The 14965-nt window shown below is 57.0% G+C and carries 11 protein-coding genes; 9 read left to right on the top strand and 2 right to left on the bottom strand.

Features of this window, described 5'->3' with window-relative positions:
* Positions 1 to 111 precede the first annotated feature (111 nt).
* The 5 genes from ftsH to V9K67_RS12295 all read left to right on the top strand — a co-directional run bounded on the left by ftsH (position 112) and on the right by V9K67_RS12295 (position 5998).
* Positions 112 to 2148 (top strand): ATP-dependent zinc metalloprotease FtsH, encoded by a 2037-nt coding sequence (gene ftsH, locus V9K67_RS12315; protein ID WP_336722843.1) that lies wholly within the window; start codon positions 112 to 114, stop codon positions 2146 to 2148.
* A complete protein-coding gene (locus V9K67_RS12310; RefSeq protein WP_336722840.1) occupies positions 2145 to 2798 on the top strand; it encodes a LutC/YkgG family protein in 654 nt (217 codons plus the stop codon). The genes ftsH and V9K67_RS12310 overlap by 4 nt, the downstream gene beginning before the upstream one ends.
* Before the next feature lie 28 nt (positions 2799 to 2826).
* Positions 2827 to 3612: a UDP-2,3-diacylglucosamine diphosphatase gene (locus tag V9K67_RS12305; protein ID WP_336722838.1), complete on the top strand. Its 786-nt coding sequence runs from the start codon at positions 2827 to 2829 to the stop codon at positions 3610 to 3612.
* Positions 3609 to 4424, top strand: a complete 816-nt coding sequence (locus V9K67_RS12300; RefSeq protein ID WP_336722836.1) for an NHL repeat-containing protein — start codon at positions 3609 to 3611, stop codon at positions 4422 to 4424. Before V9K67_RS12305 ends, V9K67_RS12300 begins: the two co-directional genes overlap by 4 nt.
* A gap of 443 nt (positions 4425 to 4867) precedes the next feature.
* Positions 4868 to 5998: a formimidoylglutamase gene (locus V9K67_RS12295; RefSeq protein WP_336722835.1), complete on the top strand. Its 1131-nt coding sequence runs from the start codon at positions 4868 to 4870 to the stop codon at positions 5996 to 5998.
* A 51-nt stretch (positions 5999 to 6049) separates the two neighbouring features.
* On the opposite strand, the gene V9K67_RS12290 is transcribed toward V9K67_RS12295, so the two are convergent.
* The gene (locus V9K67_RS12290) at positions 6050 to 8080 is read right to left on the bottom strand and encodes a M13 family metallopeptidase (RefSeq protein WP_336722833.1); all 2031 of its coding nucleotides are present in this window, start codon (positions 8078 to 8080) and stop codon (positions 6050 to 6052) included.
* 117 nt (positions 8081 to 8197) lie between these two features.
* On the opposite strand from V9K67_RS12290, the gene V9K67_RS12285 reads away from it, so the two are divergent.
* Together V9K67_RS12285 and V9K67_RS12280 are read left to right on the top strand one after the other, a co-directional pair.
* A complete protein-coding gene (locus V9K67_RS12285) occupies positions 8198 to 9661 on the top strand; it encodes a D-alanyl-D-alanine carboxypeptidase/D-alanyl-D-alanine-endopeptidase (protein WP_336722831.1) in 1464 nt (487 codons plus the stop codon).
* 32 nt (positions 9662 to 9693) lie between these two features.
* Positions 9694 to 10299 (top strand): L-threonylcarbamoyladenylate synthase, encoded by a 606-nt coding sequence (locus V9K67_RS12280; protein ID WP_336722829.1) that lies wholly within the window; start codon positions 9694 to 9696, stop codon positions 10297 to 10299.
* Positions 10300 to 10805: 506 nt separating this feature from the next.
* On the opposite strand, the gene rnhB is transcribed toward V9K67_RS12280, so the two are convergent.
* Complete coding sequence (gene rnhB / locus V9K67_RS12275) at positions 10806 to 11384, bottom strand: ribonuclease HII (protein ID WP_336722827.1); 579 nt, start codon at positions 11382 to 11384, stop codon at positions 10806 to 10808.
* 124 nt (positions 11385 to 11508) lie between these two features.
* On the opposite strand from rnhB, the gene V9K67_RS12270 reads away from it, so the two are divergent.
* Together V9K67_RS12270 and V9K67_RS12265 are read left to right on the top strand one after the other, a co-directional pair.
* The gene (locus V9K67_RS12270) at positions 11509 to 12612 is read left to right on the top strand and encodes a COX15/CtaA family protein (RefSeq protein ID WP_336722826.1); all 1104 of its coding nucleotides are present in this window, start codon (positions 11509 to 11511) and stop codon (positions 12610 to 12612) included.
* 158 nt (positions 12613 to 12770) lie between these two features.
* Positions 12771 to 14930, top strand: coding sequence for a hypothetical protein (locus V9K67_RS12265; RefSeq protein WP_336722825.1), 2160 nt, complete (start codon positions 12771 to 12773; stop codon positions 14928 to 14930).
* Positions 14931 to 14965: the final 35 nt, after the last annotated feature.

Genomic DNA, 14965 nt, shown 5'->3' with positions numbered 1-14965 from the left:
CCTAAAAATTGCAGAGAAAGAACGTTTTCTCGGAAAAATATCTTATTTAGCACCATTCAAGTAAAAAGCACAATGTCACAGGAACCATATAAACAGGATAATAAGTCGAAATTGCCGAAGTTTCCACCTAACAGATCGTCGGGGAATGACGATAACGAACCCCGCAGAGGGCCCCGTTTCAGCATCTATTGGGTCTATACCATCATTTTTGCCGTACTGATCGGCTTTTCGGTCTTTAGTCCCTTTACCCCAACTGCCCCCACTGTGGGCCAGCAGGAGTTCCAGGAAATGCTGAAGACCGGCGACGTAGCCCAGTATGTCATCGTTCCCAACCGCAACCTCGTCCGCATTTATTTAACCAAGGAATCGCTTCCCAAGTACCAGGCCCGCTACGGCAAAGCCATCTCCGGCAACGAAGCCGGCCCGCACCTGGTGAACCGCATCGTTTCCGGCGACTCCTTCAAGGACGACATGCGCAAGTTCTATACGGATAACCCTACAGTGAAGAACGCGGAAAAGGTGGAAAACGACCGTGACTGGTTCAGTCCCCTGCTCAGCACCTTGCTGCCCGTACTCATCTTTATTGCCATCTGGATCCTCCTGATGCGCAAGATGGGCGGCAGCGCCGGCGGCGGCGGCGGTCCCGGCGGTATCTTCAACATCGGTAAATCCCGCGCCACCCTGTTCGATAAAGGCACCCGCGTCAACATCACCTTTGCGGATGTAGCCGGGCTGGACGAAGCCAAGGTGGAAGTGATGGAGATCGTGGACTTTTTGAAAAATCCGAAGAAATATACTTCCCTCGGCGGTAAGATCCCCAAGGGCGCCCTGCTGGTAGGCCCTCCGGGTACCGGTAAGACCCTGCTGGCCAAAGCCATGGCCGGCGAAGCCCAGGTTCCCTTCTTCAGCATGTCGGGTTCCGATTTCGTGGAACTGTTTGTGGGCGTAGGCGCCAGCCGCGTACGCGACCTGTTCAAGCAGGCCCGGGAGAAAGCCCCCTGTATCATCTTCATCGACGAAATCGACGCCATCGGCCGTGCCCGTGGAAAGAACATGATGATGAGCAATGACGAACGCGAAAGCACCCTCAACCAGCTGCTGGTGGAAATGGACGGCTTCAGCGGCGAAAGCGGCATCATCGTGCTGGCGGCTACCAACCGTCCCGACGTACTCGACTCCGCCCTGCTGCGCCCCGGTCGTTTTGACAGGCAGATCTCGATCGACAAGCCCGACCTGAAAGGCCGTGAAGCGATCTTCAAAGTGCACCTGTCGCCCATCAAGGTATCCGAGCGACTGGACATCCATAAGCTGGCCGAGCAAACCCCCGGTTTTGCCGGCGCCGATATCGCCAACGTCTGCAACGAAGCGGCCCTGATCGCCGCCCGGAAAAACAAGCCCGCCGTGGATATGGAAGACTTCCAGGATGCGGTGGACCGGGTAATTGGCGGCCTGGAAAAGAAAAACAAGATCATCTCCCCGGACGAGAAGCGCATCATCGCCTACCACGAGGCCGGTCACGCCATCTGCGGCTGGTTCCTGGAGCATGCCTACCCGCTGCTGAAGGTAACCATCGTGCCCCGCGGCACCGCTGCCCTGGGCTATGCGCAGTACACCCCGAGGGAACAATACCTCTATAACACGGACCAGCTGTTCGACCAGATCTGCATGACCCTGGGCGGACGGGCCAGCGAGGATATCTTCTTCGGAAAGATCTCCACCGGCGCCCAGAACGACCTGCAGCAGATCACCCGCATCGCCTATGCCATGGTGACCGTCTACGGCATGAATGACAAGGTGGGCAACATCTCGTTCTACGATCCGCAGCAGGACCAGAGCTTTACCAAGCCTTATTCCGATGAAACCGCCAAGCTGATTGACGAAGAAGTGCGGCGCATTATTGAAGAGGCTTATGGACACACGAAGCAGTTACTGCTGAACAAGAAGCGTGAAGTGGAAAAGCTGGCCGAAGCCCTGCTCGAAAAAGAGGTGCTCTTCCAGAGCGACGTGGAAAACCTGATCGGCAAGCGGCCCTACGAGGAAAAGAAACCCCTGGGCGTGGAAGACGACAAGCACCACGAAGGCGGCATCAGCGAAGGGGTACCCCCTTACGATCCGAATGTGATCAATCAGCAACCTGCCGCGAAATGAGTGGATCTGCCCGCGACAACATTCTGAAAAAAATACGCATGGCGTTGGAACATCCAACGCCATTGCCTTTTCCGGACAGTGAAGGCGGGGAGCCCGTGTTCCAGCCCCTGCGGGAAGACCTGGAGGTGGCCTTTGCCGAGCAGTTTACCCACCTGCAGGGAAAGTTCATCTTTTGCCTCAACCGGGTGGAGCTGTTGCAGCAGTTTGCCCGGCTCTGTTACCAGAACCACTGGTCACGGGTCTACTGCGCCGAAGAAGCGCTGCGCCAGGAGCTGCAGTTACATAAAGTTTATACGGATATCGCCACCTGCGAGGTGGCGGTAACCACTTGCGAGGCGCTGGTGGCCCGGACGGGCAGCATCCTGCTGAGTTCGGCGCAAAACGGCCGCCTGCCCAGCGTGTATGCGCCCATCCATGTGTGCGTGGCCTGGGCCTCCCAGCTGGTGTACGACATCCCGGAAGCCCTGGAGCGTGTCCGCCAGCGCTACCACCCGTCCTTCCCGTCGCTGGTGACCCTTGCCAGCGGTCCCAGCCGCACCGCTGATATCGAAAAGACCCTGGTGGTGGGTGTGCACGGTCCGAAGGAAGTGTACTGCCTGGTAGTGGAAGAGGAGGCTGTCCCGGCGGCAGCTCCCGTTTCTCCTGAATGATTTTATTGTTTGAATTCTCTTTAATCTGATGCAAGTTCCTCCCGGTAAAAAAGTATTTTTCTTATCCGATTTTCATTTAGGTGCTCCCGATGCCCCCCGCAGCCTGGAGCGTGAAAAGCTGATCGTTCGCTTCCTCGACGAGATCAAGGAAGAAGCCTTTGCCATTTTTATTGTCGGCGACATGTTCGACTTCTGGTACGAGTACCGCCGCGTGGTACCCCGCGGCCATGTGCGGCTGCTGGGAAAGATCGCCGAGATCACCGATGCCGGAATTCCCGTCCACTTTTTCGTGGGCAATCACGACATGTGGATGAAGGACTACCTCCAGCAGGAGCTGAACGTACCGGTCTATTTCGAGCCGAAGGAGTTTACCTTCGACAACCGCCTGTTCCTGGTAGGGCACGGCGACGGCCTGGGCCCCGGCGACCACGGCTACAAGGCCATGAAGAAGGTGTTTCGCAACCCGGTCTGCCAATGGCTGTTCGGCGCCTTTCCGCCCTATATGGGCATTGGGCTGGCCGATTACTTCAGCCGCAAAAGCCGCGAGGCCACCGGCGAGCACGAAGAACACTTCCTGGGCGAGGACAAGGAATGGCTGATCATCTACGCCAAAGAGGTGCTGCAGGAAAAAAAGGTGGACTTTTTTATCTTCGGTCATCGACACCTGCCCATCGATTTTCGTCTGAATGGCAACAGCCGCTACCTCAATACGGGCGACTGGATCCGCTACCAGACCTATGCGGTTTACGACGGCAGCGACATGCAGGTGAAATCGTATACCGGCAAAGAAGAAAAGATTATTCGCAACTGGTGAAATACCTTCTGACCATATGGCTCTTTTGGGCAGGGGCCGCCGCCGGCATTGCCCAGGACGACAGTTCGTTCCGCCTGGAGCGGTCGTACAGCGGCTCTGTAGCCGATGCCGCCCTGGACAACCTGGGCAACCTGTACGTGCTGACCGCCTCCGACCAGCTGAAAAAGTACAGTCCCCAGGGCGATTCGATGGCCGTTTACAACAATGTGCGGAAGTTCGGCAAGGTGTCCGCCCTGGATGTGTCCAACCCGCTGAAGGTATTGCTGTACTACAAGGACTTTTCGACCATCGTGGTACTCGACCGCCTGCTGGCCGTCCGCAGCACCCTGGACCTGCGCCGCCGCAACATCCTGCAGGCCTCGGCCATGTCCCTGGCCTACGACGGCAACATCTGGCTGTTCGACGCTTTTGACAGCAAGCTCAAAAAGGTAAACGAAGAGGGCGAGCTGTTGCTGGAGACCCCCGACTTCCGATCGCTCTTCGGCGAGGCCGTCCAGCCGCAGCAGATCATCGACGAGGACAACCTGTTGTACCTCTACGACACGGCCCGCGGCCTGTACCTCTTCGACCGCTACGGCACCTTCAAGCGGAAGGTGCCGGTTGCTGGCTGGAGTGGTATCCGCCCCGCCGGGCAGCAACTATGGGGCATCACCGGCCACAGCCTGCGTTCCTACAATCTTTCCAACCTGCTGGAAACGCAATACGCCTTTCCGGCTTCCTTCATGCCTTACCAGCGCTTCCGCCTCTCCCACAACAAGCTGCTGGCCCTCACCCCCGACTCCCTGCGGATCTACCAATTCCCCACTCCTTGATACGGGATACCGTTAGTACACTCTTTCTTAGTCCAGAGACTAGTTTTTGCCGGAACGGGAAGCCCGCAGGGCTTCAACAAAAGTAGCCCCGGGTGAAACCCGGGGTCAGCAGTAGTTCACCGCCACAACCCCAACGGGGTTGCATGTGTCCTGTTCGATTTACAGCAGCTTTCAATTATGGAAAATACTTCGAATAGCCTTTTGGAAGGGTTCCCCGTTGTAAATTGTGGGTTCCACATTCAACCCAATTCAGGGTTGCGGGAACGAACTACTGCTGACCCCGGGTTTCACCCGGGGCTACTTTTGTTGAAGCCCTTCAGGCTTCTCGACCCGAAACCTGCTGAGTCGCTTCTGGTCAACAAATGCGTCCTAACAGTAGTCCTAATACCCCAATTCCCAATGAACCAATTCCCTAATTGGCCATTGCCTATTATCTTGCAGGCATGTCATACCATACGATTATCGATTTTCTGACACCTGTAAATAAGGACATGATCTCGGAGGATGTGGGCTACAGGGACGGCCAGATCGGTTATTCCATAGAAGTGCACGAAGAGGAACTCCCTTCCATTGAAACGGCCGACCTGGTGCTGGTGGGCTGCAACGAGCAGCGGGGTGCCGGCCAGGTGGCGGAAAGCAGGGCCGCCGATGCCATCCGCACGGAATTTTACCGGCTCTACCAATGGCACAACGACATCCGCATGATCGATATCGGCAACGTACGCACGGGCAAAAGCATGTACGACACCCATGCCGCCCTGAAAGTGGTGATCCAGGAGGTGATGGCCGCCGGCAAGATGATCGTGGTCCTGGGCGGCTCCAACGACCTGACCCTGTCGCAGTACTATGCCTTTGCCGACAACGAAACGTCCATCGACGCCGCCGGCATCGACGCGGTGATCGACATCGATACCGACTCGCCGCTGCCCTGCGATAATTTCGTCATGGAAATGATGACCGGCGAGCCCAACTACCTGCGGCATTACAACCACCTGGGCTTTCAAAGCTATTTCGTGCACCCCCGGATGCTCGAGACCCTCGACAAGCTGCGGTTCGACTTTTTCCGTACAGGGCATGTAAAAGAACATATCGAAGAAATGGAGCCCGTGCTGCGCAACTGCCACATGGCGAGCTTCGATATTTCGGCCCTGGCCCACGCCTTCGCGCCGGCCAACCCCCTTACACCCAACGGCCTTACGGGCGAGGAGGCCTGCATCCTGATGCAGTATATCGGCATGAGCACCCAGATGCACAGCCTGGGCATTTACGGCTACCAGCCCCAGCGTGACCGCGACAGCATGACCGCCAAGCAGATCAGCCAGATGCTGTGGTACCTGGTCGACGGCCGCAGCCGCGGCAAGCGGGAAGCCTTTTTCGACGAGCGCCACCTGTTCAACGAGTTTCATACCGCCTTTGCGGAAGTGGATACGGTGTTTTTGCAAAGCAAGCGCACCGGCCGCTGGTGGATGCAGCTGCCCGACCAGAAATACATTGCCTGCTCGCACCGCGACTACCTGATGGCCAGCAGCAATGAAATCCCGGAGCGCTGGTTGCGGGCGCTCGAAAGGCAGTAAGCCAGCCCCCTCCCGGCCTCCCCCACCGGGGGAGGCCGGGAGGGGGCTGGCTTACCAGATTTTAATACGTTGCTCGGGCGCTTTGTACATTTTATCGCCGGGCTGCACGTTGAAGGCTTCGTACCAGGCGTCGATGTTGTTGAGCGGGCCGTTGGCGCGGTGTACGCCCGGGGAGTGCGGGTCGGTCAGGATCAGCTGCGCTTCGGCCTGGGGCGTAATGTTGGTGCGCCAAACCTGCGCCCAGCTCAGGAAGAACTGCTGCGCCGGGGTAAAGCCGTCGATCTTTTTGCCGCCCTTGAATTGCTTGGTATGCGTGAAGGCTTCGTAGGCGATGCTCAGTCCGCCCAGGTCGGCCAGGTTCTCGCCCAGGGTCAGGCGGCCATTGACATGCAGGGTATCCTGCACGGTATACGCATTGTACTGCTCCACCACTTTGTCGGCTTTGGCCTTGAATTGAGCGGCATCGGCGGGCGTCCACCAGTTTTTGAGGTTGCCGTCGGCGGCGTACTGGCTGCCGTTGTCGTCGAAGCCGTGGGTCATTTCGTGGCCGATCACGGCACCGATGCCGCCGTAGTTCACGGCATCGCTGGCGCCGAAGTCAAAGAAGGGGAATTGCAGGATGCCCGCCGGGAACACGATCTCGTTATTGACCGGGCTGTAATAAGCGTTGATGGTGGGCGGGGTCATGCTCCAGCGGGATTTGTCCACCGGCTTACCGAAGCGGTTGACCATGTCGTCGTACGCCCAGGCGTTGGCCCGGCGGATGTTGCCGAGGAAGTCGTCCTTGCGGATGGTGATGGCGCCGTAGTCCTTCCATTTGTCGGGGTAGCCGATCTTTTTGGTAAAGGCGTTCAGCTTTTCCAGGGCGCGGGCCTTGGTTTCGTCGCTCATCCAGTCGAGGCGCTGGATGCGGGCGGCAAAGGTGGTCTGCAGGTTGGTCACCAGTTCCTGCATGCGGGCCTTGGCTTCGGGCTTGAAATGGCGGGCAACGTACAGCTGGCCGATCAGGTCGCCCAGTTGACGGTCGATGAGGCCGCTGATGCGCTGCCAGCGCGGTGATTGCTCCTTCTGGCCGGTCAGCACCCGGGTAAAGGAAAAGTCCTGTTTGACGAAATCACTGCTCAGGTAGGGGGCCAGGTCGTTCAGCAGGCTCCATTTTACATAAGCCTTCCAGTCCTGCAGGGGCAGGGCGGTCAGCAGCAGGTCGGCCGACTTAAAGAAGGACGGGTTGTTGACCACGACGCTGTCGCCGCCGTTCAGCTTTAATTTTTTCAGCAGCCCGGTCCAGTCCATGGTAGGCGTGAGGGCCGAAAAATCTTTGATGGAAAACTTGTTGTAGGTCTTGTGGGGATCCCGCAGTTCGGTGCGGCTCATCTGGACCTTGGCCAGGGCGGTTTCGATGCGCAGGACCGCATCGGCGTTGCGCCGGGCTGCCGCCGCGTCTTCGCCGGCCAGGAGGAACATTTTTTCCAGGTGCTCGCCGTAGGCCTTGCGGATGGTGGTGCTGCGGGCATCGCCCTTCAGGTAATAATCCCGGTCGGGCAGGGTGGTGCCGCTCTGGTAGATGTGTGGAATGTACTGGGTGACGTTTTTACGGTCCTGGGCCACGCCGAAGGCGAAGATGCCGTTGCCGATGCCCTGGGTGCGTTCCAGCGCAATTTCGTCCAGGAGGGCTTCCAGGGAGGTCAGGGCGTCGATGCGGTGGAGGTCGGCCTGGATGGGGGTGGCGCCCAGTTGCTCGATGCGGGCGCTGTCCATGCCGCTGGTGTAAAAGTCGCCGATCTGCTGCATGCCGGGATTGGAGGCTGCCTTGGCGGCGGCTTCGGCCAGCAGGGCCTTCAGGCGCTTGGTGCTTTCTTCGGCCAGGATGTTGAAGGTGCCCCAGCGGGTTTTGGAAGCGGGAACAGGGTTATTCTTCAGCCAGTTGCCGTCGGCATAGAGGTAGAAGTTGTCGCCGGGCTTCACGGTCAGGTCCATGTTGGCGCGGTCAATGTATTTCGGTTTCTTATCGCCGGGAGGTACAAAAGATGCCAGCGCCAGGGCCGAGGAACCCAGCAAGGCTATTTTGAAAAAGTTCTTCATAAAATCGTTTGATGGCGCGAAGGTATTTACACACTTATTTAAAACATTGGTAAAGTGATGAATGGTGCCGGGAAGGGTACTTTTGTGCGCTACATTTGAGCTTTATTTAACAATTGAATGAGATCCTGCTTTTTCCTCCTTTTTCTCGTCCTGGCTGTTGTTTCCTGCGGCCCTTCCCGTACCCTGTCGCGGTCGGCCCGAAAAGGCCTGTTGGCCGAAATGGACCGGGCGGGCGCCCATACGGGCATTACCCTGTACGAGCCGGCAACGGGCAGGTACTGGTACGATCATGACGGGGATAAATACTTCGTGCCGGCCAGCAACGTCAAGATCGCCACCTGCTATGCCGCCCTGAAATACCTGGGCGACAGCCTGCCGGGAATAAAATACGGCTATTCCGAAGCGGGAGATCCCAACAGTGTGATCCTGGCGCTGCAGCCCACCGGCGATCCCACCCTGATGCACCGGGATTTTCCCCGTCAGCCGGTGCTCGATTTCCTGTTGCAGCAATCCAAAAGCTATAAGGACCGCATGGCCGTGCTGGATACGGCCTGGAAGGACCGGCCGTGGGGCAGGGGATGGGCCTGGGAGGATTATGATGCCGGCTTTATGCCCGAGAAAAGCAGCCTGCCCGTTTATGGAAACGTCATGCGGGTATCGGTCAACCCCTTATCCGATAGGCAGATAACGGATACAGTTGCCCCCCAGCTTAATTATGTGCGTCTTTTTAAAACCCAGGACCGCCTGTTCGATACGCTGCTGAATGAGCGCTATTACCTGATTTCAAGAGAAAACCTGCTGGCCCCGAAACCGCACCTCCGGATCCGGCGGGGGCTTTCGGGAAATACCATTTCCTTCGAGGAAACAAAGAATGAGTTCAGCGACCTGTCGCTGCCTTTTGTAACCAACGGCAGCTCCACGGCGCTCTGGATCTTATCCGATACGTTGAAAACCCAACTAGGGCTGTTAAATAAGGTGAGCCATGAAGGGGCAGCGGACCGTTACCGGTATTTTGGTGCGGATGCGAAGATCAGTACCCTGGGCATTCCTTCCTGGTCGGTCCTGCATTCCCGGCCCACCGATTCCCTGCTGCGCCCCATGATGCACCAGAGCGACAACTTCTTTGCCGAGCAGTCGCTGCTGATGGTGAGCAACAGGTTGCGGGGCGTCATGAACGGCGAGAGCGCCATCGACACGCTGCTGCAGGCCGACTTCCGCGACCTGCCGCAAAAGCCGCGCTGGGTGGACGGGTCGGGCCTCAGCCGCTACAACCTGTTTACACCCCGCGACCTGGTGACGATCCTGGACAAAATGCAGCGGGAATTCGGCATGGCACGCCTGAAGACCCTGTTTCCTACCGGCGGCGAAGGAACGCTGGGCAGTGCGTTCCTGCAGGACAGCGGCTCTCTCTTTGCCAAGACGGGTTCTCTATCCGGCATCGTGGCGCTGAGCGGCTACCTGTACACCCGCAAAGGCAGGCTGCTGCTGTTTTCGGTGCTGGTGAACAACCACATGACCACGGGTACGGCTGTACGTGGGGCTGTTGCCCAATTTTTGCAGCAGGTGAGGCAACGCTATTGAGCAATCAACTTCTACACTTTTAAACAGGATCTATGCGTATTCATATCCATCCCGACAATCCGCAACAGCGTCTTATCCGGCAGGTAGCCGATGTGTTGCGGAAAGGAGGCGTGATCATTTACCCTACCGATACCATCTACGGCCTGGGTTGCGACATCAACCAGCACAAGGCCGTCGAACGCATTTGCCAGATCAAAGGCGTGGACCCCGCCAAAGCCCACCTTTCGTTTGTGTGCTTCGACCTGAGCCACCTGAGCGAATACACCAAGCAGTTGCCTACCTCGGTCTACCGCGACCTGAAGCAGCACCTGCCCGGCCCGTACACCTTTATCCTGGAAGCCAGCAAGCAGGTGCCCAAGATCTTAAAGACCAAAAAAGACACGATCGGGCTGCGGATCCCCGACAATAAGATCGCCCGCTGCATTGTACAGGAACTGGGCAACCCCATATTGAGCGCCACCCTTCCGGGCGAATACGTGGAAGAATATACCGATCCGGAGGTGATCCACGACCGGTTTGGAAAGCTGGTGGACCTGGTAATTGATGGCGGCGCCGGGGGCATGACCCCTTCCACTATTGTTGACTATACGGGGGAGGAGCCGGTAGTGACCCGGCAGGGCGCCGGAACCTGGCGTTAAGGAGATCATAATCTCCCGGTCTCCAAAAACGAAAGCGCCGCTGTACGCGGCGCTTTGTAACCTTTAACCATTTCTACGGCAGAAACTGAGAAAATACAACACAAGAAAAAGACGGAGATAGGACGTCAAAGCGTTGCATGGGTTTAATCCATTTTGAAGAAAGTTTTTTCCGGGGACCGGTAGGGGCAAAAAAAAGCCCCGAGTAGAAACAAGGGGCGACTAACGATTGCTTGCCATATGAAAGAGTTCGAAAAATATCTGTTGTGCTGATTCACAGCTTCTGGTTGCTCTGAGCTTTTGTCTTCACTTTTTTCTTTTCGTCCGCTTTTCGCTCATTTGCTACAGCAAAAATAGGCGGAGATTATTTCCCTGTCGAATCAAATAGGGCGGAATTCTATGATTACAAAATACCTTTATGTATGTTAAAACCCTTGACTGTATTGAGTTTCAGGTCCTTATTCTCATTATGTCCAACCGTTTTTTCGGCCGTTTTTTAGCCCGGCAGATTAATATTCCAGGCGAAAAGAGGTCCGGTGATAGGGTGAAGGACCGTACTGGCGCAGGGCTTCCTGGTGGTCTTTGGTGCCATAGCCCTTGTTTTTTTCCCATTTATAGTGGGGCAGCTCGTGGTGGAGCGCCTTCATGAAGTCGTCGCGGTAGGTTTTGGCCAGGATGCTGGCCGCCGCGATGGAGGCATAGGTGCTGTCGCCCTTGACCACGCAGCGGTGGGGTGTATCCTTGTACGGCAGGAAGCGGTTGCCGTCGATCAGCAGTAGTTGCGGCACCACCAGCAGCTTCTCGATGGCCAGGTGCATGCTGTGGAAGGAAGCTTTTAATATGTTAACAGCGTCGATCTGGCGGTTGCACAGGCTGGCCACCCCGAAGGCCACGGCCTCCTGTTCAATGATGGGGCGAAGGGCGTAGCGGTCCTTTTCGGACAAGAGCTTCGAGTCGTTGAGCAGGGGGTGGTGAAAATTTTTTGGCAAAATGACCGCCGCGGCAAATACCGGCCCGGCCAGGCAGCCTCTTCCGGCCTCGTCGCAGCCGGCCTCCACCAGCTCTTCCTGAAAATAGGGATGCAGCATAGAGGTGCAAGTTCCGGCAATTTTTATTAAGGATTTCCGAAAGTAGGCGCCCTGCCAGCGGCCACAGGCGCAGTTTTCCACTTCCCAACCGGACTTTCCGGCCATCGCTTTACATTTGCGGTGCATGAAAAAATTACAACATTCTTCGAAGCCTGTGGCGATCTGGTTGTTGGTGGGCGTGTTTATGATCATCGTCCAGATTATTTTAGGCGGCATCACCCGGCTTACCGGCTCCGGGCTTTCGATCACGGAATGGGATGTAATTACCGGCGCCCTGCCCCCGCTCAATAAGCAGCAGTGGGTGGAAGAATTTCATAAATACCAGCAAACGCCGCAATACCGGCTGCTGAACCAGGACTTTACCCTCAGCAACTTTAAATTCATCTTTTTCTGGGAATGGTTTCACCGCCTCTGGGGCCGGCTGATCGGCGTGGTGTTCTTTATTCCCTTTGTCATTTTCCTGATCCAGCGCCGCTTTCGCACCGACATGATCAAGCCGCTGGTAATCCTGTTCCTGCTCGGCGGCCTGCAGGGAGCGATCGGCTGGATCATGGTGGCCAGCGGGCTCACCGGCGACGCGGTTTATGTAAAGCCTACCCGCCTGGCCCTGCATTTCGTTTTTGCGCTGGTGCTGCTGTTCTACACCTTTTGGTTTGCCCTGCGGCTGCTGGTGAAACGGGACGACAAGGTGTACAATACCACCCTTCGGAATTCCACCTGGGTCATCATCATCCTGCTGTTCGTGCAACTGGTATTCGGTGCCCTGATGGCGGGGCATAAAGCGGCCACCGCCGCCCCCACCTGGCCCGATATCAACGGCGAGTTCATCCCGGCCTATGCCCTGCACCCGCCCGAAGGCTTTCTGGGGATCATTGAAAACCGCATCACCGTTCACCTCGTTCACCGCATGCTGGCGTACCTGCTGGTGGTGCTGATCGTCACCTGGACGCTGCGGGCCTACCGCAGCCGCTCCTCTACCACTCTATTCGCCCTGGCCCGCATGCTGCCCCTGTTCTTCGTGGTCATCCAGCTGGTGCTGGGTATTGCCACGGTGCTTTCCAGCCTCAAGATCGTGCCCGGCACTTGGGGCGTATTCGAGTGGATGGCCCAGTTGCATCAGCTGACCGCCATCTTCCTGCTGCTGTCGCTGGTGTTTGCCCTGTACCTCGTTCAGCACAAGGAGCGGTCGGCCTACAAAACCCCGGCTTTCGACCCGCATGTGATTTAACGGCCTTACCGGAAAGAACGGCATTTTACCCGGCATTAATTTAGTAGTATCTTACACTACGGAGTACAAGCTGCGGTATGGTCTACTTAAGAGGGATATTTTTTTCATTGCCCGTACAACTGGTGTTTCTGCATTTTCGGAAATACCAGGTTCTTCTTGTGTTCTGGATCATTCTGTTTACCACCGTTAATGGTGTTTTCCTGAAAGACTTCGGCGCCGACGCCCTGTTCCTGGCCCCGGAATACCTCGGAGATGTCAATGCCATCAGCGCCGCCCTTATGGGCATTTCCATCGGCGTGTTCATCATGTGCTGGAACATCACCACCTTTATCCTGTTCAGCCGGCACTTCACCTTCCTGGCCGCCACGCAATACCCCTTTGTCAAGTACTGCATCAACAACAGCGTCATTCCGATTGTCTTCCTGATCTTTTACCTGGTCAAAGGTTACGAGTTCGCCCACTACAAGGAGTTGATCGGCAACGGCAGCATCGTGCTGCTGGCCGTCGGTTTCCTTTTAGGCCTGCTCCTGATCCTGGCCCTTTCGTTTTCCTATTTTTTCAATGCCGACAAAACCATCCTGCGCAAGCTGAAGCCCCTGTTCGACGAAGCCAAGGATTACATTGCCCAACTGCAACCCGACAAGCCTCCGTCGGGTTCGTTGCTTCATACCGAGTATTTTCTGGATTCGTTCGTGTCGTTCCGCCGCTGCCGCGACGTATCGCACTATTCGGTGCAGCTGATGGAAACCATTTTCAAGCGCCACCACTTTGCCGCCGCCGCCTCGGTGCTGATCGCTATCGGCTTTTTGATCATCACCGGCTATTTCCTGGAGTACCGCCTGTTCCAGATCCCGGCGGGGGCGTCCATTACCCTGTTCTTCGCTATCCTTATCGGGGTGTCGGGGGCGGTGACCTACTTTCTGCAAAGCTGGAGCGTGCCCTTTATGGTGGTGTGCATCCTGCTGCTCAACTTTTTTTACCGCCTCAACTGGCTCGACCCCAAAAACAAAGCCTATGGCCTCAGCTACCGCAATTCCAAGCAGTGGCCGGCCTACACAAGGGCCAACATTTCGGGGCTTTGCGCGCCGCAGAACGTACAGCAGGACAAGAAGAACATGGAAGGCATCCTGGACCGCTGGAAGCAGCGGCAACCGGAAGAAAAACCCCTGATGGTGCTGATCTGCACCAGCGGGGGCGGCAACCGCAGCGCCACCTTTACCATGAACGTGCTGCAGTACCTCGACTCCGCCACCCGGGGCCAGTTGTTTTCCCAGACCTTCCTGGTCACCGGCGCCTCCGGCGGCATGATCGGCGCCACTTACTTCCGCGAGCTGTACCGGCAAAAAGTCCACGGCACCCCCATCAACCTGCACGACAGCCGCTATATCGACCACGTTTCCGAAGACCTGCTGAATCCTACCTTTTCTTCCTTCGTCACCCGGGATATCTTTTCGCCCCCGCAGTATTTTACGGTAGGACCGTACCGCTACATTAAGGACCGGGCCTTTTCCTTTGAGCGGGAGCTGAACAGCAATACGGGCGGCATTCTGAACAACCAGCTGAAGGATTACATACAGGACGAATGGGAAGCGAAGATCCCGCTGGCCGTTTTCCACTCGGTGATCACCCGCGATGCCAAAAAGCTGTACATCAGCAGCCAGCCCCTGCGGTTTATGATGCAGCCGGCCCAGGACACCGCCGTGGCCCTGACCAACGAACCGGACGCCATCGACTATGTTTCGTTCTTTTCGCGCCAGAATCCTTACAACCTGCGGATGCTGACCGTCATGCGCATGAATGCCACCTTTCCCATTGTGCTGCCGTCGGTCTGGTTGCCGACCAAGCCGGTGGTGGACGCCATGGACGGCGGCCTGCGGGACAACTACGGCGTGGAAACGGGCCTGCGCTTCTTGAGCAGTATGCGCTCCTGGATCAGCCAGAATACCCGGGGGGTGCTGCTGCTGCAGATCCGCGACCGCGAGGCCGGCGGCTGGGAGAATCCCTACGAGCTGCAGGGCCTGGCCGACCATACCATCAAGCCGATCCTGCTGCTGCAGCACAACTGGAGCAAGATGATGGAATACTCCCAGACCGACATGTTCGCCTATTTCGCCCATGACAACGGCTTCCCGGTTTACCGGGCGGTACTGCAGTACATTTCGGAGAACGAAGAAAATAAGGCGGCCCTCAACTTCCACCTCACCCAGCGCGAAAAGCACGACATCCGCGAATCCCTGAACTCCCCGGTGAATGCCAAAACTTTTGAAAAAATTGCGGCGCTAATGGCCGATACCGCCAAGGGGAAATTGGGGAATTAGTTAATTGGGAATTTGGCGGGAAAAGCCTGTTCCGC

The sequence above is a fragment of the Huijunlia imazamoxiresistens genome (assembly GCF_037132455.1).
In the GTDB taxonomy this organism is placed as follows: domain Bacteria; phylum Bacteroidota; class Bacteroidia; order Chitinophagales; family Chitinophagaceae; genus Flavisolibacter; species Flavisolibacter imazamoxiresistens.
Note: the sequence above shows the minus strand (reverse complement) of the source record. Positions and strands in the feature narration are given on the sequence as shown.

Bases quoted from the DNA above. Each gene is read 5' to 3' on its own strand.
- rnhB (WP_336722827.1), bottom strand. From the start codon at position 11,384: ATGCTGCATCCCTATTTTCAGGAAGAGCTGGTGGAGGCCGGCTGCGAC.
- V9K67_RS12290 (WP_336722833.1), bottom strand. From the start codon at position 8,080: ATGAAGAACTTTTTCAAAATAGCCTTGCTGGGTTCCTCGGCCCTGGCG.
- V9K67_RS12285 (WP_336722831.1), top strand. From the start codon at position 8,198: ATGAGATCCTGCTTTTTCCTCCTTTTTCTCGTCCTGGCTGTTGTTTCC.
- V9K67_RS12295 (WP_336722835.1), top strand. From the start codon at position 4,868: ATGTCATACCATACGATTATCGATTTTCTGACACCTGTAAATAAGGAC.
- V9K67_RS12270 (WP_336722826.1), top strand. From the start codon at position 11,509: ATGAAAAAATTACAACATTCTTCGAAGCCTGTGGCGATCTGGTTGTTG.
- V9K67_RS12280 (WP_336722829.1), top strand. From the start codon at position 9,694: ATGCGTATTCATATCCATCCCGACAATCCGCAACAGCGTCTTATCCGG.
- V9K67_RS12310 (WP_336722840.1), top strand. From the start codon at position 2,145: ATGAGTGGATCTGCCCGCGACAACATTCTGAAAAAAATACGCATGGCG.
- V9K67_RS12305 (WP_336722838.1), top strand. From the start codon at position 2,827: ATGCAAGTTCCTCCCGGTAAAAAAGTATTTTTCTTATCCGATTTTCAT.